Annotated in this window: 19 protein-coding genes and 1 pseudogene; 14 read left to right on the top strand and 6 right to left on the bottom strand. The window is 60.8% G+C overall.

The features are described 5' to 3' along the window. Nucleotides 1–222: 222 nt before the first annotated feature. The gene (locus tag ACVWZT_RS21780) at nt 223–804 is read right to left on the bottom strand and encodes a TetR/AcrR family transcriptional regulator (protein WP_457471332.1); all 582 of its coding nucleotides are present in this window, start codon (nt 802–804) and stop codon (nt 223–225) included. Nucleotides 805–1,299: 495 nt separating this feature from the next. Between ACVWZT_RS21780 and ACVWZT_RS21775 the strand changes: the two genes are divergently transcribed. The 8 genes from ACVWZT_RS21775 (at nt 1,300) to ACVWZT_RS21740 (ending at nt 12,782) form a co-directional block, all read left to right on the top strand. Beyond that, nucleotides 1,300–2,187, top strand: a complete 888-nt coding sequence (locus tag ACVWZT_RS21775) for a phytanoyl-CoA dioxygenase family protein (RefSeq protein ID WP_457471330.1) — start codon at nt 1,300–1,302, stop codon at nt 2,185–2,187. 36 nt (nt 2,188–2,223) lie between these two features. Beyond that, a complete protein-coding gene (locus tag ACVWZT_RS21770) occupies nt 2,224–3,591 on the top strand; it encodes an NAD(P)/FAD-dependent oxidoreductase (RefSeq protein ID WP_457471328.1) in 1,368 nt (455 codons plus the stop codon). Between the two features lie 61 nt (nt 3,592–3,652). Further along, on the top strand, nt 3,653–4,315 hold the full coding sequence (locus ACVWZT_RS21765; RefSeq protein WP_457471326.1) for a hypothetical protein: 663 nt from the start codon (nt 3,653–3,655) through the stop codon (nt 4,313–4,315). A gap of 390 nt (nt 4,316–4,705) precedes the next feature. Further along, on the top strand, nt 4,706–6,127 hold the full coding sequence (locus ACVWZT_RS21760) for a DUF1329 domain-containing protein (RefSeq protein ID WP_457471324.1): 1,422 nt from the start codon (nt 4,706–4,708) through the stop codon (nt 6,125–6,127). A gap of 24 nt (nt 6,128–6,151) precedes the next feature. Beyond that, on the top strand, nt 6,152–7,798 hold the full coding sequence (locus ACVWZT_RS21755) for a DUF1302 domain-containing protein (RefSeq protein ID WP_457471323.1): 1,647 nt from the start codon (nt 6,152–6,154) through the stop codon (nt 7,796–7,798). A gap of 8 nt (nt 7,799–7,806) precedes the next feature. Then, nucleotides 7,807–10,221, top strand: coding sequence for an efflux RND transporter permease subunit (locus ACVWZT_RS21750; RefSeq protein ID WP_457471321.1), 2,415 nt, complete (start codon nt 7,807–7,809; stop codon nt 10,219–10,221). Between the two features lie 10 nt (nt 10,222–10,231). Beyond that, nucleotides 10,232–11,194, top strand: coding sequence for a WD40/YVTN/BNR-like repeat-containing protein (locus ACVWZT_RS21745; protein ID WP_457471319.1), 963 nt, complete (start codon nt 10,232–10,234; stop codon nt 11,192–11,194). Nucleotides 11,195–11,468: 274 nt separating this feature from the next. Then, nucleotides 11,469–12,782, top strand: coding sequence for a PucR family transcriptional regulator (locus ACVWZT_RS21740; RefSeq protein ID WP_457471318.1), 1,314 nt, complete (start codon nt 11,469–11,471; stop codon nt 12,780–12,782). A gap of 59 nt (nt 12,783–12,841) precedes the next feature. Here the strand turns inward: ACVWZT_RS21740 and ACVWZT_RS21735 are convergent, their stop codons facing one another. Then, nucleotides 12,842–13,408 carry a TetR/AcrR family transcriptional regulator gene (locus tag ACVWZT_RS21735; RefSeq protein ID WP_457471316.1) on the bottom strand — a complete coding sequence of 189 codons (567 nt, stop codon included), beginning with the start codon at nt 13,406–13,408 and terminating at the stop codon, nt 12,842–12,844. A 94-nt stretch (nt 13,409–13,502) separates the two neighbouring features. On the opposite strand from ACVWZT_RS21735, the gene ACVWZT_RS21730 reads away from it, so the two are divergent. Genes ACVWZT_RS21730 through ACVWZT_RS21720 form a run of 3 tightly spaced genes read left to right on the top strand, consistent with a single transcriptional unit; the run spans nt 13,503 to nt 19,180 of the window. Next, entirely contained in the window at nt 13,503–14,636 is a 1,134-nt protein-coding gene (locus ACVWZT_RS21730) for a MexC family multidrug efflux RND transporter periplasmic adaptor subunit (RefSeq protein ID WP_457471314.1), read from the top strand. A gap of 15 nt (nt 14,637–14,651) precedes the next feature. Further along, the gene (locus ACVWZT_RS21725) at nt 14,652–17,777 is read left to right on the top strand and encodes a multidrug efflux RND transporter permease subunit (RefSeq protein WP_457471313.1); all 3,126 of its coding nucleotides are present in this window, start codon (nt 14,652–14,654) and stop codon (nt 17,775–17,777) included. Further along, entirely contained in the window at nt 17,777–19,180 is a 1,404-nt protein-coding gene (locus tag ACVWZT_RS21720) for an efflux transporter outer membrane subunit (protein WP_457471311.1), read from the top strand. Before ACVWZT_RS21725 ends, ACVWZT_RS21720 begins: the two co-directional genes overlap by 1 nt. Nucleotides 19,181–19,266: 86 nt before the next feature. On the opposite strand, the gene ACVWZT_RS21715 is transcribed toward ACVWZT_RS21720, so the two are convergent. Both ACVWZT_RS21715 and ACVWZT_RS21710 read right to left on the bottom strand, forming a co-directional pair. Continuing rightward, nucleotides 19,267–19,824 (bottom strand): TetR/AcrR family transcriptional regulator, encoded by a 558-nt coding sequence (locus tag ACVWZT_RS21715; RefSeq protein WP_457471310.1) that lies wholly within the window; start codon nt 19,822–19,824, stop codon nt 19,267–19,269. Between the two features lie 232 nt (nt 19,825–20,056). Next, nucleotides 20,057–20,737 carry a TetR/AcrR family transcriptional regulator gene (locus tag ACVWZT_RS21710; protein ID WP_457471308.1) on the bottom strand — a complete coding sequence of 227 codons (681 nt, stop codon included), beginning with the start codon at nt 20,735–20,737 and terminating at the stop codon, nt 20,057–20,059. A 164-nt stretch (nt 20,738–20,901) separates the two neighbouring features. Between ACVWZT_RS21710 and ACVWZT_RS21705 the strand changes: the two are divergent. Further along, nucleotides 20,902–21,155, top strand: a pseudogene (locus ACVWZT_RS21705) (transposase); the annotation flags it as partial. A gap of 246 nt (nt 21,156–21,401) precedes the next feature. On the opposite strand, the gene ACVWZT_RS21700 reads toward ACVWZT_RS21705, so the two are convergent. Next, a complete protein-coding gene (locus ACVWZT_RS21700; protein ID WP_457471306.1) occupies nt 21,402–22,352 on the bottom strand; it encodes a hypothetical protein in 951 nt (316 codons plus the stop codon). A gap of 300 nt (nt 22,353–22,652) precedes the next feature. Between ACVWZT_RS21700 and ACVWZT_RS21695 the strand changes: the two genes are divergently transcribed. Continuing rightward, the gene (locus ACVWZT_RS21695; RefSeq protein ID WP_457471305.1) at nt 22,653–23,243 is read left to right on the top strand and encodes an ImmA/IrrE family metallo-endopeptidase; all 591 of its coding nucleotides are present in this window, start codon (nt 22,653–22,655) and stop codon (nt 23,241–23,243) included. Between the two features lie 483 nt (nt 23,244–23,726). On the opposite strand, the gene ACVWZT_RS21690 is transcribed toward ACVWZT_RS21695, so the two are convergent. Then, entirely contained in the window at nt 23,727–24,134 is a 408-nt protein-coding gene (locus tag ACVWZT_RS21690) for a hypothetical protein (RefSeq protein WP_457471304.1), read from the bottom strand. Between the two features lie 439 nt (nt 24,135–24,573). Between ACVWZT_RS21690 and ACVWZT_RS21685 the strand changes: the two genes are divergently transcribed. Next, a complete protein-coding gene (locus ACVWZT_RS21685) occupies nt 24,574–25,188 on the top strand; it encodes a class I SAM-dependent DNA methyltransferase (RefSeq protein WP_457471303.1) in 615 nt (204 codons plus the stop codon). Nucleotides 25,189–25,193 lie beyond the last annotated feature (5 nt).

Here is a 25,193-nt window from a genome sequence, read left to right as displayed (position 1 = left end):
TGATTTGCACCTTTATGCTGGCGGACCTTGGTCAGGTCGGGTGATGAAGGAACCAGGCCGATGGTGGTGAGCGGCTAAAAGGCGTACGGAAGCCTTGTGGGAGGTCACCCCGGCCCACCCGGGTTGCGCCGCCGCCCAAAGAACAAGCGGCTGGCGCGGTCTCCCACAGCGGATCAGCGCTAGCCGCTCGATCTCTGCGCAGCGCGGCGCAGGCCACGTGGATCAGTAACTGGCCACCAGCAGTTTCACCGCTTGGCAGGCGGTTTCGGTTTCTGCCTCCAGGCGTTCACGGTCGCCATGGGCGGACCAGGCGAGCATCAAACCGTCGAACAGGTTGATGAGCAAGCGGCTGAGGGTAATCAGCCTGGCCTCGTCCAAGGTAGGGCCTGCAACCTTTTCGATCGCCTGCTTTATCGCTTCGATGGACACGGTATAGATCTTGTTTGCCATGTCTGGGTTGTTGCGCAAATTCCAGACGAACAGCTCGAACTGTGTGGTCGCCAAGTCAGGGTGGGCAGTAAACCAGTTGACGAGCTGACGCAACATTTCCCCAACCGATTCCGCTGGCGTGGCACCTGTCGGCACGTGCTGCAGCGACTGTCGTGGCATGTTGATCAAGGACTCGTACACCGCATAGAACAGCTCGTCCTTGGTGTGGAAGACGTAGTGCAACGAAGCCAGCGGAGAATTTGCCTCGGCCGCGATACGGCGAGTGGTGGCGTTGGCTACTCCATGTTCCGCGATCACTTTCACGGTGGCTTCAATAAAGTCTTGTCTGCGCAATTCAGCGCCTATTCGAGCCATTGGGCATTTCTCCCTCTTCGGTATTGCCGCCAGCCATCGGGTCCGGTCTCGGCGGTGACGAATGCTAACGCATGGTTGTTCCCCGATCCATGTGTCGACGTGATTGAGCGTCAGGGGTTGGGTTGCGTGTTTTCCTTCCCTGGAAGGTTTAGATAACAAGTGTTTCGTTAATACACAGCTTGGTGTGCCGGGTGAACACCGCAAGGCACCGCCTTGGGAACGCCGGTATCACCGTGCATCGGCCAGGCCAGGCGCTCGCCCCCGAATTCGCGTGGCCGCTGGCGCGGGTCAGGAAAACGGCACGTGAATTGCTTTGGTCATCAGACTTGATCACCTGATCATGTCAATTGATCAATCGATCTCTCTTATCGGTAGCGCTGGTTTTCGGCGCTGGTGGCAGGTGAGCGCGGGGTGCCTTACGGCAACTTGTAGCCTGGGCCCTGGGCGCAGGTCCGCTGACAAACAATGACCCAAAGCACACAGGTAAATGCACAAATGGATAAACGGAAACTTTCGACGGTCAGCAGCGACACACCGGTCGAGCAGGTAGTGGAAATCATCAAGCGTGACGGGGCCGTGATCATTTCCAACTTTGTCTCGGAGGGCACCTTGAAGGCCCTGGCCGAGGAGTTGGACACCTTTTTGAATGTCACGCCTTGCGGTATGGACCCTTATTTTGCCGGCACCCAGACACGCCGCGTCGCCCGAATCCTCGGGCGAAGCGACACGGCGGTAGAGGTGGCGCTGAATCCGTTGTTTCTCGAGTCCGCCAGAAAGATCCTGCAAACACCTACCCATGTCTGGGTCGGAAGCGACCGCGTCGAGATCGAGCCGGATATCCAACTCAGCATCACCCAGGCTATCCAGATCGGCCCAGGCCAGGGTTTGCAGCCTCTGCATCGCGACGATGCCACATCGCTCTGGCGGCATCCGCAATATGGTCGTGAGGCGCGGCTGCAAATCATGCTGGCCATTACGGACTTCACCGAAGAGAACGGTGCGACACGTGTCATTCCCGGCAGCCATCAATGGGATGACGAGCGCATGCCAACACAGGAAGAAACCATCGCCGCCGAAATGAAGGCAGGCTCCGCGCTGCTATGGATGGGGTCGGTCTACCACGGTGGTGGCGCCAATACTTCCTCAACGCCTCGCACCGGTCTGACCATGGCGTATGACTTGGCTTTCCTGCGACTGGAAGAAAACCACTTCCTGTCCATTCCTGTTGAGCGTGTTCGGCAGCTCCCTGCGCAACTGCAACGTCTGCTGGGTTGGAGTGCCAGCTCCACGCTGCTGGGTTGGGTTGAAATCGATGGGCAGATGCGCGACCCACAAGAGCTTCTGGGCATGGCGTCTTTCTCCGAGCCAGGCAAAGGCTTCTAACCCTTCCCCTTGGCAGACTTCCCTGGAGCGAAGTGAATGAATGCGTCGAACAGTTTGGCCGGGAACGGTTCTGAAACATTTAGGTTTCGCAGCCTCGGCGGGTGGATGGAACGTCCAGTCGACCTGCAACCTGAATTGAAAGGTCACGCGCATGCCGATGTGATCGTGATAGGGGCCGGTTTTGCCGGTTTATCGACGGCCCTGGAGCTGTCAGCCCTTGGGGCGAGCGTCATCGTGCTGGAGCAGGAGTTCGCCGGTTTCGGTGCCAGTGGGCGCAATGCCGGTTACCTGCTCGGCAGCATGGGAATCGAGTGCGAAGTCTTCGTCAAGCGCGTGGGGCTGGAACAGGCCAGGGCGTTCGTCAGTTTCTACGACGAGGCTGTCACGTATGTGGAAGGGCGTTTCGCGGCGTTGGGCATCGATTGTGACTACACCCCCTCGGGGGTTATTCGAGCTGCCGTGCATCCGGGCCAGGAAAAGCGGCTGCGCGCGAACATGGCGCTTGGGCACACATTGGGCTCTGTGACCCGTTTCGTGGACCAGGCCGAGATGCGCGCCCGCGGGCTCCCACCTGCCTTTCTGTTTGGCAGCGAGCAGCGCGGTGGCACCCTGAACCCAGGGAAGTACATCGGTGGCCTGCGCCGTGCGGCCATCCAGGCCGGCGTAAAACTCTACGAACGCACCCCGTTGGTTTCCTACAGTGAAGGGCAAGTCATCACTTGCAAGACCCCGTTCGGCACTGCAACCGCGCCTGTGATGGTCATGGCAACCAACGCCTATACGCCTCAGGTGGGGCTGTTGCGCAACAAAGTTGCGCCGATTCGCGTATCGGCAATCGAAACCGAGCCCCTGTCGGCGGAGCAGTTGGCTGCACTGGGATGGAGAGGGCGAGAAGGGATCATCACCCCGCACTACACGATGGAGAGCCACCGCCTGACAGCGCATGACACCCTGGTGTTGACGGTCAAACAGTTGGGCTACGCCTACGGCTCCAAGACCCCCAATATTCCGGACTACAGCGCCTATGCCGCGTTGGCGCGGGTGTTGCGCCAACGCTTTCCGGGTCTGCAAGGCCTTGGCATTCAGCACTGCTGGAGCGGGTATGTCAGTGGGGCTTACGATTTCCTGCCCGTCATCGGCACGACGGGGGCGCAACAGAACATTTTCTATACGGCGGGATGTTCGGGCCATGGCCTTGCGACGCAATCGCTCATGGGCTCGCTGTTCGCCCAGAGAATCAACGGCCAAAAGCCGCCACTGCTTTCGGCATTACAGCACAAGACACCGTCCATGCTGCCCGAACCCTTCCAGTGGTGCGCCATAAACACAGCGTTTGCAGCGGCCCGGTTGCTGGATGCCTGGACCGATAAAAAAGTGCGCAAAGACAGTGCATTGAAAAACTGAACAGTGCCGGCGCCTCGATGGCGCATGGCCGTGGCGCGGCATTATTACAGAGGCGGTTATCGTGGAACTCAGAGATCTAGGTGCACTGGTTTCGTGCATCCTGTTGGTAGTTTGCGGGCTAGGTTATGGCGTGGCATTCGTCAGGCGGAAGAATTATCTGCTTGGCCTGGAGTTCCTGATCGTGGGGATTTCCGCATCGAATTTCACGACGTTCATCGCGACGGGTTGGCAGGTCAATTACAACGTCGCGATCTTTCTCGATGCCTTTTCGCGCGGAGTGGGCGTACCTGTCATCGCAACATTGGGGTTGATGGCGGTTACCCACGATTACAAGCCTTCCATGGCAAAGGACCTGCTGCTGTTCCTGGCCGGTTTTGCCGCCACCTTCGTCTACTACCTGTCTGGCATCGTCGACGATTCATTGGCGTACTTCTACGTGCTCATGTGGTCGCTCTACACGTTATACCTGTGCCACTTCACCTGGCGCCTTGCACGTGCCGGGGAGGTGTTCCATGCATTGGCCACCGTGCTGGGCGCGGCGGCGGGGCTGACGGTGGCGCTGCGCTATGACTTCTTCCCGATTCCGGGCGATGACACGAAGATGGTCTTCATGACCTTCGCCTTCCTGACCTGGTCCTATTCGATCGTGCAGTTGTACTACGCCTATGGCGCGCTTGAGCGCTCCAGGCGGGTTTCGTCTCAGTCGCTCGTGCATTGCCGATAACGTTTACTCCATGGCGGGCCACAGGCCTGCTTTTTTGCCGCCCCTCTGGGCGGTTTTTTTTCGGGCATTTTCATGCGCCGTACGGTTGTCAGGTGGTTGGCACGCGTCAGCCGGTGTCGTGATGCCCAGCCGTGCATCATCTTTTGGTAACACTTGTTTCGATAATTCCCATGATGGTGCATGAAAGCACTGCGTTCACCGCAGTGAACATGTTCTAACTAATTGATATACAAGGAATATATTCACTTATTGGGATTCTGGCATATGGCTTGCGTCATGATCTTGCGACATGGTCAATTGATCAGGTCAATTGATCATGAGATGTGACAGGGCTGGTTTTCCGTCTGGAAAACCGAGCCACGGTCAAAGCCCTTTGTTGAGGATCCTGCGATGAAAGAAGTGACTGAACGGCTGCAAAGTGAAGTGTCCGCTCGCCGTGTTTTCAGGCAACTGCTGCTGGCTTGCGCGGTATCGACCGCGATCTGTTCGGTTCAGGCAGCGACCCAGGGGCCTGAGGCGCTGGGTTCGAAGCTGAACCCTCTGGGCGGTGAGAGCGCAGCGAGTTCAAGCGGGGATATTCCGGCCTGGGCACAACCAGGGCAGCAGGGGGCGGGCTGGAGTTACGGCCAGGTACGAGGGGAGCACTGGAAGTTCAAGGGTGATAAGCCCCTCTACAGCATCGACGCGAACAATGCGACACAGCATGCGAGCAAGCTGTCCCCAGGACAGCTCGAACTGTTCAAGAAAGTTCCAGGCTATCGCATGGATGTCTACCCAACCCGTCGTACCTGCAGCGCGCCGGACTTCGTGATCGAGAATACCAGGCAGAACGTTGGCTTTGCCAAGCTCGACGCTGCCGGTGTAGCCCTCGAAGAAGCCCATGTACCCGGTATCCCGTTCCCGATGCCCAACACCGGGGCCGAGGTGATGTGGAACATGAAGATGCGCTATCGCGGCGTCGGCGTGGAAATTCCCCGCAGCATTTCCGGCATTTCTCCGCGCAAGGGCGGGGAATGGTTGCGCCAGTCGACCGACACCTTCTTCCTGACCCCCTGGGGTAAAAAGGGGAGCGCGCTTTTCTCTTCCTATGGTCGGCTGGAGAACGCGACCTTCTTCAACTACCTGGAGCCCGCTGCGCTGGCCGGTCAATCCGCCGTGCAAACGGCTGTGGCCGGCGAGCAGGCCACGACCTTCTACTACTTCCCTGGCCAGCGTCGCGTGCGGCGCATGCCGTCGTATTCCTACGACGCACCACAGATCGGCCTCGACAACCAGTACACCGTGGACGAGGCGAACGTGTTCTTCGGCACCATGGACCGTTTCGACTGGAAGCTGGTCGGCAAGCAGGAACTGCTGGTGCCTTACAACGATTTCGGTGCCTACGACACCGCCGCCAAGGTGGAGGCGTTCGCCGGCAACGACTCGATCGCGCCGCAGAAGCGTCGCTATGAGCTGCATCGCGTCTGGGTCGTCGAGGCCAATGTTCGCCAAGGCATGCGCCACCAAGCGCCCAAGCGCATGTTCTACATCGACGAGGACAGCTGGAACCCGCTGCTGGCCGTGGACTTCGACAAGCAAGGGCAGATCTGGAAGGTGCGTGAAGGCTTCTCGATTCCCGTGTTCGAGACCGGCGCTTGCGACGTGCAGGCGCAGGTCCAGTACAACCTGGCCGATGGTCGTTACCTCTTCGACATGACCTCGATCGGGGCAGGCAAGAACGATATTCGCTGGATCACCGAAGACAGTGGCAACCCTCGCCTGAAGCGCGACTTCTTCACCTCCGACAACCTGCGAGCCATCAGCGAGCGCTAAACCGACGCCAGATCGAGAGCCAACATGAAAAAAATAATTACGAAAGCGTCAGGCCTTGTCATCGTGTGCGCAACCCCCTTGGCAATGGGGTTCACATTTGAAACCGAAACCCTCAATGGCTCCTTCGATTCCACGATCACTGCAGGCATGGGCCTGCGTACCGAGTCGCGGGGCTGCAACCTGATCAACCAGGGGCCGACCGGGCACAACGTGCCCTCCGGCTGCCTGGCACAGAGCTCCGGCGTGGCGGACCAGGGCGACCTGAACTACGACCGCGGCGACATGTTCACCAACTACCTCAAGGGCACCCATGAGCTGTTGCTCAAGATGCCCGAGGACGTCACCTTCATGGCGCGTGGCACCTGGATCCGCGACTTCGCTGCCACCGATACCACCGGCACGCTGTCGTTCAACACCCCTGAGAGCGTCGGTAGCAACGGGCTGAGTGACGACGCGCGTGACGACCTCGCCTTCAAGGCTCGCCTGCTGGACCTGTGGGTGAGCAAAGGCTTCGATGTGGGCGGGCAGCGGGTCCGCGCGCGTCTGGGCAACCAGGTGATCAACTGGGGCGAAAGCCTGTTCGTGGCCGGTGGCATCAACAACACCAACGCCTACGACTACCAAGCCCTGGCGCGCCCTGGTGTGCAGCTCAAGGAGGCCGTGCTGCCCGCGCCGATGCTCAGTGTCGCGTCGGGCCTGGGCTCGGGCGTCAACGTCGAGGCCTACTATCAGTTCCGCTGGAACAAGAGCGAGTTGCCGCCGGTGGGCAGCTACTGGTCCACCACCAACGCGCTGGGTGAGGGCAGGGGGGACTACGGTTTCTCCGAAAAAGACGCTCGCGACAGCGGCCAGTGGGGCCTTTCGCTGCGTTGGCAACCGGAGGACAGCGACATCAACTATGGCTTCTACGTGATGCGTTATCACGACAAGTTGCCGTCGTTGCGCGTCGCCATTCTTGACCCCGACACCTTCGCGGCGGCACCGACCTGGGAATACCAGGAAGACCGCATGATGTATGGCATCAGTGCCAACATGCCGATCGGTGATTGGGCCTTGGGTACGGAGCTGTCGTACCGGCCCAGGGATTCGGTGATGCTCAATCCGGTCATCGACCTGTGCTCCAGCAACGGCGGCAAATGCTGGAAGGACGAAAAGAAATTCCAGTGGCACCTCACCGGCCTGTACAGCTTCACGCCTTCCAACTCGCCCACGATGCTTGATTTCACTGGGGCCAGCACGGGCACCTTGCTGACCGAGCTGGTGGTCATCAAATACCCAGGGCTGCATGACGAGGTCAATGGCGAGCCCCTTGCCGCGGGGCTCAATGCCTGGCAGCTGGACCCTGCGACAGCGCCCAAGTCCCGTGGCGACAAGACCTCCTCGGGCATCAATCTGGACTTCAGCCTGACCTACGACGGCACCTTGTTACCGGGCTGGCAGGTCACCCCAGGGGTCTTCTATTCGCGTTCGCTGGGGGGCAGGACGCCGAACCTGAGTGCGACCTTCACCGAAGACGCGAGCAGCATGAACCTGTATCTGAACTTCGTGCGAAACCCGGCCAGTTGGCAGATTTCCCTCAACTACGCGAAGTTCATGGGCGGCGAGACGCCCTACGACCAGCTTTATCGTGACCGCGATTATGTCGGCATCGCGATCTCCCGCACTTTGTGAGGCCTGCCGTGAACGGTTCTGTAAAGCTATCTGAAGCCCCGGCACGTGGCCTGTTGTCACGTGTCGAGGGTGTGTTGTTCGGGCATCGTCGTCTGGTGCTGGCGAGCCTGGCGGTGTTCACGCTGATCATGGGCTGGTTCGCCGCGCAACTGCGCATGGATGCTGGCTTCGAAAAGCAACTGCCGGTAGGCCATGAATACATCGAGACATTCGAGGCTTACCGCAATGACCTGCTGGGGGCGAACCGGCTGACTCTCGTGGTCAAGGCCCGACAGGGCGATATCTGGAGTGCCGCAGGCCTGAAACGGCTGTATGACGTCACCCAGGCAGTGGCCTTCCTCCCAGGTGTTTCGCGCAGCAGCGTGCGTTCGTTGTGGACGCCCAATGCCTTCGTCAACGAAATCACCGAAGAGGGTTTTCGCGCGGATCCACTGGTACCGGGGACGGTTTCTCCCGAGCACCTGGATGACCAGGTCATCGCGACGATCGCCAGCTCCACTGCCCAGGGCGGTTTCATCGGCACGCTGGTTTCCCGTGATCAGCGCAGCGCGATGATCACGGTGGAACTCAACGAGTACGACACCCATGGCGCCCACCTGGACTACGTGGCGTTCAACCACAGGCTGGAGAAGGAGATCCGCCAGCAGTTCGAAGATGGCGATTTCGAGATCCAGATCATCGGTTTCGCCAAGCAGATCGGCGACATCGCTGACGGGGCTTCAGCGGTATTGGAGTTCTGTTTGCTGGCGTTGCTGCTGACGGCGGGGGCAGTGTACTGGTATTGCCACTCTCTGCGCTTCACGCTGCTGGCGCTGGTCTGTTCGCTGGCCTCGCTGGTATGGCAGTTCGGCAGCCTGCGCCTGTTGGGGTACGGGCTCGACCCGTTGGCGGTGCTGGTGCCCTTCCTGGTGTTCGCCATCGGGGTGTCCCATGGCGTGCAGCAAATAAACTTCATCGTCCGCGAGATCGCCATCGGCAAGCGCGCCGAAGCGGCGGCGCGCTCAAGCTTCACGGGGTTGCTGGTTCCGGGGACGCTGGCGCTGGTGACCGCGCTTGTCTCCTTCGTGACGCTGTTGTTGATCCCGATCCCGATGGTGCGAGAGCTGGCGATCACGGCCTCGCTTGGGGTGGCCTACAAGATCATCACCAACCTGGTGATGTTGCCGTTGATGGCGTCCTTGCTACGTGTCGATGACAAGTATGCGGCCGCCCAGGAAATTTCCCGGCAGCGCCGCACCCGCTGGCTGCGTGGCCTGGCCCGGCTCGCCGAACCGCGCAAGGCGCAGTGGGTGCTTGGCGCGGCCTTGGCGGTGTTCCTGGTGGCGATCTGGCAAAGCCATGACCGTGTCGTTGGTACGCTGCAGGCGGGCGCGCCGGAATTGCGCGAGAATTCGCGCTTCAATCGCGATGCGGTCTCCATCGCCAGCAACTACGACATTGGTCTGGACTGGCTCAGCGTGGTGTTCGAAGTCAACAAGTCCGCTTCCGGCGAAGACAGCCAGGTGGCCTGCGAGGATGTCGCCCTGGGCCAGTACCAGGATCGCTTCGTGTGGGCCATGCAGGGAGTGCCCGGTGTCCTGTCGGTCGCGTCTTTCTCTACCAACATGCGCCAGTTCAACGAGGGCTACAACGAAGGCAACCCGAAGATGGCGGCGGTGCCCATCGACCCGATGAACTACGCCGCGCTGGCCACCGAGGTGGCGCGCACGCCCGGGCTGATGCGCACCGACTGCAGCATGTCGGCGGTGCACCTGTACCTGGCCGATCACAAAGCCACGACCATCAACCGAGTGGTGGACGCTGCCAAGGCGTTTCGCGGCGAGTACCCGATGCCCGGCATTTCGGTTCGCCTCGCGTCCGGCAACGCCGGCGTCCTGGCCGCCATCAACGAAGAGGTGGAAAAAAGCGAGACTCCCATGCTGCTGTATGTCTATGCCGCCATCGCATTGCTGGTGTTCGTGGTGTATCGGGACCTGCGAGCGGTCCTGGTGTGTTGTCTGCCGCTGACCATCGGCACTTTCATTGGCTACTGGTTCATGAAGGAGCTGCAGATCGGCCTGACCATCGCCACCTTGCCGGTGATGGTGCTGGCGGTGGGCATTGGCGTCGATTATGCCTTCTATATCTACAATCGCCTGCAACTGCACCTGGCCCATGGCCAGCCGATCACCAAGGCGGTCGAGTGCGCGCTGCTCGAGGTGGGTGTCGCCACTATCTTCACCGCCATCACCCTGGCCGTGGGCGTGGCCACCTGGGCGTTCTCGGAGCTCAAGTTCCAGGCTGACATGGGCAAGCTGCTGGCCTTCATGTTCATCGTCAACATGGTCATGGCCATGACCGTGCTGCCGGCCTTTGCCGTCTGGCTGGAGCGGGTGTTCCCACGCAAGCGTCCCGTGCGCATGACCGGCGCGCTGGTGCACTGAGGAGAGAAGCATGAAATTCAGGGTTTCATTCACCGTGGCCTTGCTCGCAGCAGCATTGCCGCTGATGTCTCTTCAGGCCGCGCCGTTGCAGGCCGTGCCGGCCGTACCGGCTGGCAATGCCACGCAGGCCACCATGCTGGCCGCCGGCTGGGCCGGAGCGCGCGTGGTTGCCGTGGGTGACCACGGTGTCGTGTTGTTGTCCGACGACCAGGGCAAGCAGTGGCGCCAGGCGAGGTCGGTACCGCTGTCCACGCCATTGACGGGGGTGTCGTTCGTGGATGCCAAGCGCGGGTGGGCGGTGGGCCACTGGGGCGCGATCCTGGCCACCACCGATGGCGGTGAGTCCTGGCAGGTCCAGCGCCTGGCCACCGAAGAAGACCGACCACTGTTCGCGGTGCACTTCTTCAATGCCCGGCAGGGCGTGGCGGTAGGGCTCTGGTCGTTGGTGCTGACGACCGAGGATGGGGGGCGGACGTGGGCTGAGCAGGCGGTGCAAGCGCCGCCCGGGGCCAAGCGGGCCGACCTCAACCTGATGGGGCTGTTTGCCGACAGCCGCGGCACGCTTTACGCCACGGCCGAGCATGGGCAGGTGCTGCATTCCGAAGACCAGGGGAAGCATTGGCGTTACCTGGATACCGGCTACGAAGGCACCCTGTGGTCAGGCGCGGTACTGGCCGATGGGCGTCTGCTTCTGGGTGGCCAGCGCGGTACCTTGTTGCAGGGTTCAACGGACGGCAACGGCTTTCGCCGGGTGCCCACGCAAAGCAAGGGCTCTGTCACCTGCGTCGCGGTAGCGGGCTCTCGTGTGCTGGCGGTCGGGTTGGACGGGCTGATGGTGCAGAGCAGCGATGGTGGACACAGTTTCGAGGAAACGCAGTCGGCTAATGGCCTATCGCTGACGGCGGCACTGTTCAATGCCGATGGCATACCGGTTCTGTTTTCACGTCGTGGGGTAATGCCCTATCGGGAGTGAAGGGCTGGCACTCGAAGGCCAGGCATCGCAAACCGATGCCTGGCCTGTTTCCTTGCCTGGGGCTTTGGGTGGTCGTGGCACCTTCAGGCCCAGGCAAGTCAACGCTGGACGCTAGAGCTGGAGGTAGTCCGCCAGGTCTGCGTGGTTATGCTGCAAAGGCCAGGGACAAACCCGCTTGTCATTGCACTAAACCCAAAAAAAGGAACATGAAGCGTCACGGTGCCTTCTTGTCTTTTTGTTCAGGCAGTGAGTTCATGCTAGGTTTCCACTGGCCTTGCGCCAAGGTACGAACTGCACCAATTTCCAGACGATTTTTGAGCGATTTGCACTGTCCATGACCAGCACGCCATCCTCCTGGCCACGCCCCTCGGAAGCCGTTCGCAAGCTCATGCGCAAAGGCGCCGAACTCGCTCAGGCGCTGCCGCCCGAGTGGATCGAGCGGCTGAACCAGGCACTGTTTTCTACACCGGAAGATGCCAAGTTGCTGGAGGATCCGGTCATCCTCGCGGCGTGCCGGCGCGCCAATCGGGCAGAGTTGCTGCACTGGGCCAATGCCAATCTGCAGCGCCCTGGGGAGCCGGTGGAGCCCTACGTGTCTGCTGACATGGTGGACACGGCCAGGGAGCTCGCCCGCAGGGGGCTGTCCGAGGTGCTGATGAATGTCGCAAGATCGACACAGAACGCAGCCTGGGACCTGTGGATGAAGATGGCCTTCAGCCTGACGCAGGATCCCGCGGTGCTCGCGGAGTTCCTGGAGGTCTCGTCGCGGTCGATCTCGACGTTCATCGACAGCAACATGCGTGTGGTGACCCAGATCATCCTCGAAGAAAAGAGCGCCCAGGCCCATGACGACCCTATCGATAAACGCAGCCTGGTCAACCGGCTGCTCGACGGCAGGGATGTGGATGCCGAGCAATTTGGCAGGCGACTGGGCTACAGCCTGGCTCAGAGGCATCACGCCTGCCTCGTCTGGAGCGAAACCCCGGACGCCGAGATTCGCCCGCTGGAAGATATGGCGCGAGCCCTGGCGCAGCTCACGGGTACGGTAGCGCCTCTGATCGTATTCGCGGGCCCTGGGACTCTGTGGGCCTGGTGCAATGCGGCAAGGCCGCTGGACCTGAACCTGCTGCAAGGTGTCGCTCGACAGTTTCCCAGGATACGCGCGGCAGTCGGTTCGCCGGGCGCGGGGATGAATGGCTTCCGGCGCTCGCACCTGGAAGCCTTGACCACCCAGCGGTTGATGGGCCGCTTGGCGGGTTCACCCGCCGTTGCCACGATCGATCAGGTGAGGATGGTGTCGCTGATGACCCAGGATGCCCGCGCGGCCAGGCAGTTCGTCTTGAGCACCCTGGGGCGCTTGGCGACCGAACCCACGGTGCTTCAGCATTCGTTGCACGCCTTCCTGGCCAATGGCTGCAACATCACCCAGACCGCCGAGGTGCTGGGCACGCATCGCAACACCTTGCTGCGCCGACTGGAACGCGCCCAGGACCTGCTGCCTGTCCCGCTTGCCGACCATCGTATTCAGATCGCCGCTGCCCTTGAGCTGGTGATCTGGAGTACGCCGCTCGATGGCGACGAGCAATAGCCTTCATTCCCTTCCTTTGACGCGATAGTGGCCTCACGGCTGTTGCCCGATGCGGGCGCTCAACAGGGCGCCCGCGCTGCAATGCCCTGCAGGAATGCGTTCTCCAGCATCGTTGCACTCTCCCGTGGCGCGCGCCCTCGTTGGCGGGCATCGACTGTGCCATGCAACAGCGATACGAACATCTCGGTCAGCAATGCCGCGGTGACATCCGCTCGAAATACCCCCTGTCGTTGGCCGCTGAAGAACAACGCATCGAGCCTTTCCAGATAGAACCGCAGGTCGTGCTGCACGCTCATGTGCACAGGGTAACGGGAGGCGAGGAATGCGATCAGTTCACCTTGGGCCAGGTGCGCGTGGATCAGCTGACGCAACGCGGCCAGGGGCTCTGTGGAGACCAACGTATCGCTGTTGTCGAGGATCTGCATCAGCGTGTCTTTGGCGTGCTGTTCGAGCTGGCTATCAAGGTTGTCTCTCGTCCGGCAGTACCGGTGCAAGGTGGCCCGGCTGATGCCCGCCAACGCCGCCAGTTCGCCCATGGAAGCTCTGGGGCGCAAGGCGGCAGCCGCATAGAGGGCATTCACCAGCTTGGCGGGAAGTGATGAAGGCGGGAAGTCTGAATTGGCCATGAGGAGTCTTGTTTGATTTCTATGAGACATTATTGACTCATATGGGTTTGAAAAGTAGCATTCGCCCCGTTTTCAATCAAGGCTCGGGTGAGTGATGGGCAAGACAGGTTCGATAAGAGTGGGCGTACTGGCCGTGGCGATTGCCTTGGCCGGGTGCGAGCCCGCAGCAGAGCAGGACGGTGCAGCCAATGCGAGCTACCCGGTGGAAATCGTGACGTTGGCCTCCGAGCAGGTGACCTTGGCCGCTGAGTTGCCGGGCCGGGTCGAGCCGATGCGCGTGGCAGAGGTGCGGGCGCGGGTGCCGGGTATCGTGTTGCACAAGCGCTTCGAGGAAGGGGCTGACGTCAAGGCGGGTGATGTGCTGTTCCAGATCGACCCGGCGCCGTTCAAGGCCGCCCTGGCCCGCGCCGAGGCCGACCTCGCCCGTGCCCAGGCCGTGCAGCAGGAAGCCCAGGCACGTGTGAAGCGCTATGAGCCGCTGGTCAAGATCGAGGCGGTCAGCCAGCAGGACTTCGACAGCGCCACTGCCGAGTTGCGCAGTGCCCGTGCGGCGGTACGTTCCGCGCAGGCCGATGTGCAGGCCGCACGCCTTAACCTGGGCTACGCCACTGTCACTGCGCCGATCTCCGGGCGCATTGGCCGTGCGCTGGCCACCGAAGGCGCGTTGGTGGGGCAGGGGGATGCGACGCTGATGGCGCGTATCCAGCAACTCGACCCAATCTATATAGACTTCACGCAATCTGCCGCTGACGCGCTGCGCCTGCGACAAGCGGTGAAGGACGGCGCACTTTCGGCTGACAGCCAGCGTTTGACCGCGCAAGTGGAAGGCACCGATTTCCAGCGCTCGGGCGAGCTCATGTTCACCGATGTGAGTGTGGACCGCGGTACCGGCCAGGTCACCCTGCGTGGGCGTTTCGATAACGCGGATGGCACCCTCTTGCCGGGCATGTATGTGCGCGTGCGCACCCCGCAAGGCACCGACAACCACGCCATCCTGGTCCCCCAGCGTGCGGTCCAGCGAGGCAGTGACGGCCAGGCGCGGGTATTGGTCGCCGCCAACGGCATCGCTGAGGCACGCGTCGTGCGAACCGGCGTGATGCAAGGCTCGCGCTGGCAGATTACCGAGGGGCTGGAGCCGGGTGATCAGGTGATCGTCGGCAGCCCGGCAGGGTTGGCCCCCGGTATGCCGGTGGTGCCAGCGCAGAAACAAACGGCTGCTGCCCAGTGATGCGAGGGAAGTGAGATGTCCAGGTTCTTCATCCATCGCCCGAACTTCGCCTGGGTTGTGGCGTTGTTCATTTCACTGGCGGGCCTGCTGGTGATTCCATCCTTGCCCGTCGCCCAGTACCCCAACGTGGCGCCACCGCAGATTTCCATCACCGCCTCCTATCCCGGCGCTTCGGCCAAGGTCATGGTGGAGTCGGTGACCAGCATCATCGAACAGTCGCTCAACGGCGCCAAGGGCCTGCTGTATTACGAGTCCACCAATAATTCCAACGGCGTGGCTGAAGTGATGGTGACCTTCGAGCCAGGCACCGACCCGGACATGGCGCAGGTCGATGTGCAGAACCGTTTGAAACAGGCCGAGGCGCGCATGCCTCAGGCGGTGTTGACCCAAGGGCTGAAAGTCGAGCAGGCCAGTTCCGGCTTCCTGCTGATCTACGCCCTGACCAGTACGGTCGGCAACCGTGGCGATACCACGGCCCTGGCCGACTATGCCGCGCGCAACATCAACAACGAACTGCTGCGCGTGCCCGGCGTGGGCAAGCTGCAGTTCTTCGCGTCCGAAGCGGCCATGCGGGTCTGGGTGGATCCGCAGAAGCTGGTGGGTTATGGCCTGTCCATCGACGACATCAACGCGGCGATTCGCGGCCAGAACGTGCAGGTGCCGGCCGGCAGCTTCGGCAGCACGCCGGGCGCCAGCGAGCAGGAACTGACCGCGACCCTGGCCGTGCAGGGCACCCTCGACACGCCGGAGGGGTTCGCCGGCATCGTCCTGCGCGCCAACCCGGATGGCTCCAGCGTGCGCCTGGGTGATGTCGCGCGCATGGCCATCGGTAGCGAGAACTACAACCTGTCGGCACGTCTGAACGGCCACCCGGCGGTGGCCGGCGCAGTACAGCTGGCGCCTGGCGCCAACGCCATCCAGACCGCGACGCTGGTCAAGGAGCGCTTGGCCGAGCTGTCGCAGTTCTTCCCCGAAGGGGTCGAGTATTCGGTGCCGTACGACACCTCGCGCTTCGTCGACGTGGCCATCGAGAAGGTGATCCACACCTTGATCGAAGCCATGGTGCTGGTGTTCCTGGTGATGTTCCTGTTCCTGCAGAACGTCCGCTACACCCTGGTGCCCTCGATCGTGGTACCAGTGTGCCTGCTCGGGACGCTGATGATCATGAAGCTGCTCGGTTTCTCGGTGAACATGATGACCATGTTCGGCATGGTGCTGGCCATCGGCATCCTGGTGGACGACGCCATCGTGGTGGTGGAGAACGTCGAGCGCCTGATGGCCGAGGAAGGCCTGTCGCCGGTGGCGGCGACCATCAAGGCCATGGGGCAGGTTTCCGGAGCCATTATTGGTATCACCCTGGTGTTGGCGGCGGTATTCCTGCCTTTGGCGTTCATGTCCGGTTCGGTGGGGGTGATCTACCAGCAGTTCTCTGTGTCTCTGGCTGTCTCGATCCTGTTCTCCGGCTTCCTGGCCTTGACCTTCACCCCAGCGCTGTGCGCCACGCTGCTCAAGCCAGTGCCCCATGGCCATCATGAAAAGGGCGGTTTCTTCGGCGCCTTCAACCGTGGCTTCGCCCGTATCACCGAGCGCTATTCGCTGCTCAACAGCGAGCTGGTGGCGCGTGCCGGGCGCTGGATGCTGGCGTATGTCGGCATCCTGGCGGTGCTGGGCTATTCCTACCTGCGCCTGCCGGAGGCCTTCGTGCCGGCTGAAGACCTGGGCTACAGCGTCGTCGACGTACAGCTGCCGCCGGGCGCCAGCCGGGTACGTACCGACCACACCGCTGAGACGCTGGAGAAATTCCTGATGTCTCGTGAGGCGGTGGCCAACTCGTTCATCGTCAGCGGCTTCAGTTTCTCGGGCCAGGGCGACAACGCCGCGCTGGCGTTCCCCACCTTCAAGGACTGGTCGCAGCGTGACAAGACGCAATCGGCGGAGGCGGAAACGGCAGCGATCAATGCCCAGTTCGCCGCCAACGGTGACGGTACCATTACCGCGGTCATGCCTCCGCCCATCGACGGCCTCGGCAACTCCGGTGGTTTCGCCCTGCGTCTGATGGACCGTGGCGGACTTGGCCGTGAAGCACTGCTCGCCGCCCGTGACCAACTGCTGGCCCGTGCCAACAGCAACCCGGTGATTCTCTATGCGATGATGGAAGGCCTGGCCGAGGCGCCGCAGTTGCGTGTGCACATCGACCGGGAAAAAGCCCGAACGCTGGGGGTGAGCTTCGAGGCCATCAACAGCACCTTGGCCACGGCTTTCGGTTCGGCGGTGATCAACGACTTCACCAATGCCGGGCGCCAGCAGCGCGTGGTGGTGCAGGCTGAGCAAGGCGAACGCATGACCCCCGAAAGCGTGCTGCGCCTCTATGCCCCGAATGCCAACGGCGAGCAGGTGCCGTTCAGCGCCTTCGTCACCACCCAGTGGCAAGAGGGGCCGGTGCAACTGGTGCGCTATAACGGCTACCCGTCCATCCGCATCGCCGGCGACGCTGCGCCGGGGCACAGTACCGGCCAGGCGATGGCCGAGATGGAGCGTCTGGTCAGCGAGCTGCCGCCGGGTATCGGCTACGCCTGGACAGGCCTTTCCTACCAGGAGAAGGTGTCCAGCGGCCAGGCGGCCAGCCTGTTCGCCCTGGCCATCCTGGTGGTGTTCCTGCTGCTGGTGGCGCTGTACGAAAGCTGGGCGATCCCGCTGACGGTCATGTTGATCGTGCCGATTGGTGCGCTGGGTGCGGTGTGGGCGGTGACGCTCACCGGCATGCCCAACGACGTGTACTTCAAGGTCGGCCTGATCACCATAATTGGCCTGGCGGCGAAGAACGCCATCCTCATCGTCGAGTTCGCCAAAGAACTGTGGGAGAAGGGCTATAGCCTGTGCGACGCCGCCATCGAGGCCGCGCGCCTGCGTTTCCGCCCGATCGTGATGACCTCCATGGCGTTCATCCTCGGCGTGGTGCCACTGGCCATCGCCTCCGGCGCGGGAGCCGCCAGCCAGCGCGCCATCGGTACCGGTGTGATCGGCGGCATGCTCAGTGCCACCTTGCTGGGCGTGGTGTTCGTGCCGATCTGTTTCGTCTGGGTGCTGACGCTGCTCAAGCGCAAGCCCGCACCTGTGCAACCGGTCGAGGTGGCCAAGTGATGATCACATTCAATCGTGTGCTCCCCTTGGCCCTGGCCTTGACCTTGACCGGTTGCTCCCTGGCGCCCACCTACCAGCGCCCAGAAGCACCGGTGGCGGCCAAATGGGGCGATGCTGCCGGTCCTGCCGGCCGTTCGGTGGAGCAATTGCAATGGCAGGCGTTCATCGTCGACCCGGTGCTACGTCAGCTGATCGCCAGTGCCCTGGACAACAACCGCTCCTTGCGCCAGACCCTGCTCGACATCGAGCAGGCCCGTGCCCAATATCGGATCCAGCGAGCCGACCGGGTGCCGGGGCTGAACGCCAGCGCCGCCGGCAATCGCCAGCACCTGCCGTCGACGCTTTCCAGCGATGGCCTGGAAGGGGTCAGCAGCACCTATCAGGTGGGGCTGTCGCTGCCGGAATACGAAGTGGACCTGTTCGGCCGTGTCAAAAGCCTGAGCGATGCGGCACTGGAACAGTACCTGGCCACCGAGGAAGTCGCGCGTGCCGCGCGCATTGCCTTGATCGCCGAGGTGAGCCAGGCCTACCTGACCTTGGACGGTGCCGAGCGGCGCCAGGCGCTGACCCGCCAGACCTTGGCCAGCCGCGAGGACTCTTTGGCGTTGGTCGGTCAGCGTCGCGCTGCCGGTACGGCCACGGCGCTGGACCATCAGGAGGCGTTGGGGCTGGTCGAGCAGTCTCGTGCCGAACTTGAGGTCACCGTGCGCCAACAGCGCCAGGCCTACAATGCGCTGGTGCTGTTGCTGGGCAGCGCCGAAGCGGCCAAAACGATGCCCACTGAACGCCCGGATGAGCCCATGGTGCTCAATGACATTGCGCCGGGTACACCCTCGGCATTGATCGAGCGTCGCCCCGATATCCTCGCCGCCGAACACCGGCTGCGTGCGCGCAATGCCGATATTGGCGCGGCGCGGGCAGCGTTTTTCCCGCGTATCAGCCTGACCGGCAGCTTTGGGACTGCCAGTGCGCAGATGTCCGGGCTGTTCGACGGCGGCTCGCGTAGCTGGACCTTCATGCCGCAATTGTCGCTGCCGTTGTTCGACGCCGGGCGCAACCGTGCCGGGCTCAGCCTGGCCGAGGCACGCAAGGACTCGGCCGTGGCCGCCTATGAAGGCGCGATCCAGGTGGCCTTCCGCGAAGTGGCCGATGCGCTGGCCGCCACCGAAACCCTGCGCCGCGAGCAGGCTGCGCGAAGGGCACTGGCCGATACCAGCCGGGTGACCCTGGCGCTGGCCAAGGCACGTTACGAGGGGGGAGTGGACAACCATTTGCGCTACCTGGACGCCCAGCGCAACAGCTACGTGAACGAAGCGGCCTTCATCGACGCCAGTACCCAGCGCCAACTGGCGTTGGTCGACCTGTTCCGCGCACTCGGTGGTGGTTGGCCGAGCAAGGGCTGAAGTAGCCTCCTTTGGTTGGCATGTCCAGCCACTTGGCCCCAGGGATCAATACCCTGGGGCCTTTTTTTAAAGCGTGCGCAGACAGCTCAGCGGGCGGGTGCCGCTGCGCCGTCGAGGAACATCAGTTCCAGCGTCTGCACGGACGTCGCGCTGGCCGCCCGCCCGCGTCGTTCGGCATCGACGATGCCGTACACCATGCTCAGGAACATTTCGGTGAAGATCGCCGCGCTGATATCGATACGGAACGCCCCCGCCTGCTGGCCGCGCAGGAAAAAGGCATCCAGGGCGTCGGCATAGGCTCGCCACGGGCGGTTCGCTTCGCTGTCGTCGAACGAGTCCGGGCGGTACTGGAAGAGCAGGAAGATCATCATCTCGCGATGCTTGAGATGCTCGACGATTAGGCGATGCAGGGCTGCGGTCGGTTCGCTGCCGTGCAAGTCAGCGTTGCCGATGACCTGGGAGAGGACCTGGTCGCCGTAGCGTTTCAGCATGTTCACCAGGTTGTCACGGGTGCCGCAGAAACGGTGCAGGGTGGCCTTGCTCACGCCCGCCGCCTCGGCCAGCTCCTTCAAGGTGGCTCGGGGGTGGACGACGATCGCGTCGGCCAGCGCTTTGAGCAAGCGCTCATCGGTAGGGAGGTGCATCAGAAGATTCCACACTGCGTATCGTATAGGCATTGTGAAGGAAAACGGCTTATAGGGCACCATTTGAGTAAATAATGTCTCAACCAAGGCTTGCAGGTCGCAGCCGTGCGGGCGCTTGCTTGCGCGTGCACCAGGCACCGCCTTCCTCGGCGTGGCTGAACGAGGGAGGCGGCGAAGTCCAGGGTAGAGTGACAAGCACTTCTGAAAAGGCGCCGGGATTACCGAAGGCGGCTTAGGGCTTGGCGGTTTTGGGTGGAGAGATCATGACAATGAAGGCGTCAATCAAGGCCTTCCCGCGCTCTGCGCTAACGTGCTCGGATTCGAAAGGCAGCATCATCAGCCAGCCATCACTGAACGCGGCAATGTGATCGGCTAACGCATCGGCCGGCACATCTTCACGGATCTGGCCCTGTCGCTGGCCGGCCTCCAGCACAGAAGTGGCGACCTCGCGGAAGTTTGCATAGCGCTGCTTGATAACGCTGGCGAACGCGGGCTGGTGCCGGGCATGGGTGAGCAGTTGTAGCCATGCAAGCCAGTTGCCTGGCTCGTCAAGGCTGATCCATTGGTGCCACTGCTCGATGAGCGACTTGATGTCGACCTGATCGAGGTCGATGTCCAGCAATGCGTCGACCTTGTCGAACAGGGTCTGCGCAACGGCACTGACCATTTCTTCCTTGTTGGCAAAGTAGTAGGTCACCGCGCCTGTGGTGCACCCGGCGTGCTGCGCCACCTTGCGCATTGTGGCGCCGGCATAGCCTTCTTGCGCGATCACCGCGATTGCTGCCGCCAGCAACTCGGACCTTTTGGCGTCGCGATCTCCAACCGGGCGCCCACGACGGGCAAGCGGTTCGGATTCGCATTCATTGGCCTTGGCCTTGGCGTTGGGGGCAGGGCGGGGGTGTGCTTCAGGCATAGGGAGGCGATTTCATCGGTCAACCAAAAGAAGCGGCAGTTTGCCACAGCACGGCCGACGCGCGCGACGTCAGTGGTTGGCGGGGCTTGTGCTCTTACCTACCGGCTTTGGTCGGCCAAGTGAGCGGCGATGAACTGCATTGCGACCTTGGCTGGTAGGGGCCGTTGACCGAAAAAGGCAAACCTGTCGCCGATGTCGCCCAGCGCCTGGGCATGTGCGTGCTCAGCCTTTATGCCTGGATCAAGGTCTACAACAAGCCCCAAGAGCGGCGTCAGCAAGACAATGATCAGCAGGCTGAACTGCGCAAGCTGTGCGCTGAACTCAAGCGCGTTACAGAAGAGCGAGACATTTTCGAGAAGGCCGCCGCGTAATTTGCCAAGGAGTGCGGCTTACGTACGCCTTAATCAAGAAGCACTCGTATGAGAAAGGCTAGTTTCTGAGCTTGGAGAGTGTCTAGGAAACCAGGGGCGATTCAGTTCTTGTGCCAGCAGGCGGGCGATGCTGGAGCTGTAGCGTGGATACATAACAATTCGATAGGCCCCTCAGCCTGGACGCCATAGGACTGTATCTCCCGGGATAGTCTGAGCGCGTAGTGCTCGCTTAGCATCCATGGCAGGCCCGAACCACCATCGGCATATGCGTCGGGTGGCTCAGGCTTCACTAGCTACTTGTCGTACTTGGAAGGCAATGGGCAGTCGTAGTTAACGTCAACCATGTCCAAGTTCTTCAGCTCGAAATTGGCGTAGCTCGTCCCCTGTGACGTCCGTACTGTGGGTTGTCCGTACAGAAACACAAACGCAGTGGGTTTGGACTGCTGAGAGATCTTTGCAAGCCTGGTAGCCATGAGGTTTTTGAGTTTGTAGCGCTCGACGAGCGTGTCCGAAACGAAGCTTGAGGTCGTCAGGCTTTCGGTTCCGCGCATCAAGCATTTCTTGAACTTGATTCGGTACGCGTCATTTTTTCTAGTGCGATCGATGTAGGCCCACCCATAGTAGATGACAGGGTGGTCGGGGAGGTCATTCAGATCCTGCTCCCAGATACATTTGAAAATGCTGCCGTAGGCCACATCCTGGCCGGCAATATTGAGCCGACGAAACTCCAAGGTGTTGTCGGATCGATATCGGATATACCGGCTTACTACAGAGCGCACGGAGTAAATGGGGCCTACGATCCCCGATTCACCCAGCTTGGTCGCGTAAGGCCTTGTGGTTCTAGCGCGTTGTTTCGCCACATGCACATCAGCGCTGGGATCCAGAGTCGGTTCGTCATAGTACGAGTCGGGTCGGTCAAGCTTGAACACGTCAACAATGGACTCGTCGACGGTTTTGCGCTCCTGCCCGTCGGGGCCGCTCGGCTCAACCTCAAGGTCGATCACCTTCCCGTTGATGATCCCGCATGCCTCACTATGCTCTCCGTAAATCTTGAAGTGCGGCACGACCCGCATGCTCTGCACCTCCTTGTCCAAATTCGCACAGGTCACCTGGGCCGCACAGTCCGCTCCAGGGCAAACGAAGGCTCGTTTATTGGTAATTACACCTGCCCAAAACAGGTCATAGGCTCGATCGGGATCGACAAAATCTCCAGCCTCAATGCTGAACGCAACATCCAATGCCATGCTTCTTGTCAAACCTCCGGTAATCCTTTCGATGGCCCCCCAACGCTACAGCGGGCGACATCAAGGGTTTGATGTGTGGATAGCGGTCTGGCACGCCCTCGTCGGCCACCGCCGTAGCCGAATCCTCGCACACAATCTGGAGCAGGGCGAACCTAAAGATGGCGAAATGAAATCACCTTATTTCTTATGCCAAACCCCTCCACCGTTCATCTGAAAACCCATGTAGTGGGTTAGCCATATATTGAAACCACTACATGTTGGGCTAAATTGTCTTTGACAGCCTACATGTGGTATTCTGCCATGAACGAAGCTTCAATCGAGAAAGCAGCGACTGACCTGCTCGTGCAGATTTACCGTGATCGCCGGTACCTGTGGCCAGATCAAGAAATTCCACCGATGATGATGCGCAGCCCCCGAATCGCCGCCATGGTCTGCGGCTACGACTATCACGAATATCCCACCCTGGGAGACACCCAGTTCAACCGGCATAAAACCGGTACTCGCATTGCAGGCCTGATTGACCGTCAATCCAATAAGATCGCTGTCGCGACCGAGTTTGGTGACAAAGTTCAGCTCTTCACGGGGGCCCATGAAGTCGGCCATCTTGTGTTGCATGAGGAAACCGTCATGCATCGCGACCGCGCGTTTGATGGCAGCCCGTTGCAAACACCACGTGCACCCGCAGAGCGACAGGCCGATCGCTTCGCGGCCTGCTTCCTCATGCCTCAAAAGCTGGTGAGGGAACGTTTCGAATTTATGTTCTGCTGCAAGGGACAGCTGCGCTTCAGCGACGTGATTGCCTATCACCTCGACCCCAACAATCCGGATCGGCTCCTCTACGCGCCAAAAGAGTCGGGAGAACGTGAACTGGCTCTGGCGCGATGGCCATAAAGCGGGCAGGGGGCACAGCATACAAGCGAAGGCATTCCTGGGCGCGACTGCAAGAGGAGTGAGCAGGCGTCAGTATGGACGCTCGAAGAGACGAGACGAGGCCTGATGGCCGAAACACGGTTAACGACAGCCGTCCCCGCAGGGCCACGATCAACCCATCCATCATTAGAATGCGAATATCAGTTGTCACTCAGGAACACGCTTGCGACTAACCAACATAACAGTCAAACCGCGAATCTTCTCAGAGGCACTGGAGATCTCTGGATCATCAGATCCAGCTGCGCTATTAGCCAAAGCGTCTCTGATGGAAGCAAGGATGCGTCCGAGCACTTTCGGATAGTAAGAACCCCGATCATCTTTGGGAAAATTGGAATCGATGGGAGGGGGCGGAGCGGATCAATATTCAGGTAACGCAGGTAACGACCAAAGACTTCATCGAAATGGGGTGCCAACGGCAGCCAGCCATCCTTCGCTGAGCAAAGCTCAACCCAACGTCGCAACGTTTTCACGTGAGGCTGAAGTATTTTTGAGGTAAAAATCCAGAAACTGCGTCGCGCAGCGAATCTCTCGCTTCCAGACATTTTTCTCGATCTCGCCGTCATCACCAATTGATCTGGATTCAAGGAACGGGCGCCAGATTGGGTTTATAGACCAACCCTCAAATGCGACACCGGGTTCCTGTACGAAGCGAGCCTGTTTGCCGTACACAGTCCAAGCTTTTGGCGGGTTGAGCACAAACTCTGCGTAGTTCTCAAAGTCTTTGCGGCGCCAGTCAACGACTGACAGACCATGAGCAAAGCTCCAATTGAGCATTTTCTCCAGGACCCATAATGCAGCTGTGGTACTGGCGGTGAGGATTTCTGCGCCCCAATTGTGAGCAATCCAATTCACATATCGGTCGACGTATCAGATGTTGATGAAGGGATGGGCTGCCGGGTGTATCTGCGCTAGCCGATCAGCCACAGCTAGATTCGTAGGAAAGGATCGAAGCTGATTTGGCTCCAGTAAACGTAGGGAGGGAAAATCGGGAATGGGATGAACGGCCGAGTCATGAAAGAACCGGCGCTAGAATGAGGGATGGCTCCTTTAACCTGTAGCAGAAAGCTGCAGCATTGCCATGGTGAATGTCATGGTCGAATGGGATTGAGGGCGAGTGGGATCAACCAAAGGTATGTGGGATAGGACAACAACATAATGAACACAAATGACATAGCACTTAATTTAACATAATACTCATTATGCGCAGATTCGTATTTCCCACGAAGGCTACGCTCCGATACATTTACCCATCGCAGACGTTCGACCTTCACACCCACGGATGCCCCAATCCATGCCTTATCATCCATCCGCCGATCAGATCATCAGTCTCTACGATCGCCACGCATCGAGCTGGAACGATCTGCGCTCCAATCATTTCGTTGATCGCAAATGGATCGAACGCTTCCGCTCGTTGTTGCCACCTACGGCAATCGTTCTGGACCTGGGTTGCGGCTCCGGTGTACCTGTAGCACGTCATCTGATCGATGCCGACATGTCTGTTGTCGGTGTAGATTCGTCCACCCAGATGCTCGCCTTGTGCAGCAAACGATTTCCAACGCAGGAATGGATTCTTGACGACATGCGTACGCTAGCGCTCGGTCGCCAGTTCACTGGCATTCTCGCCTGGAACAGCTTTTTCCATCTCAAGCCTGACGACCAGCGCCAGATGTTCCCGGTGTTCGAGCGCCACGCTGCACCCGGTGCGCTGCTGATGTTTACCAGTGGGCCTGCACATGGTGAAGCCTTGGGTAAATTCCACGGTGAAACGCTCTATCACGCTAGCCTGGATCCTGAGGAATACACCGCTCGATTGAACGACCACGGTTTCGGGGTGCTGGAGCACATCGTGGAGGATGCGGAATGTGGCGGGCAAACGGTCTGGCTAGCCCGGCGCCTGCCCGGATAACATGC

This window comes from Pseudomonas sp. TE21394 (assembly GCF_054057835.1).
Note: the sequence above shows the minus strand (reverse complement) of the source record. Positions and strands in the feature narration are given on the sequence as shown.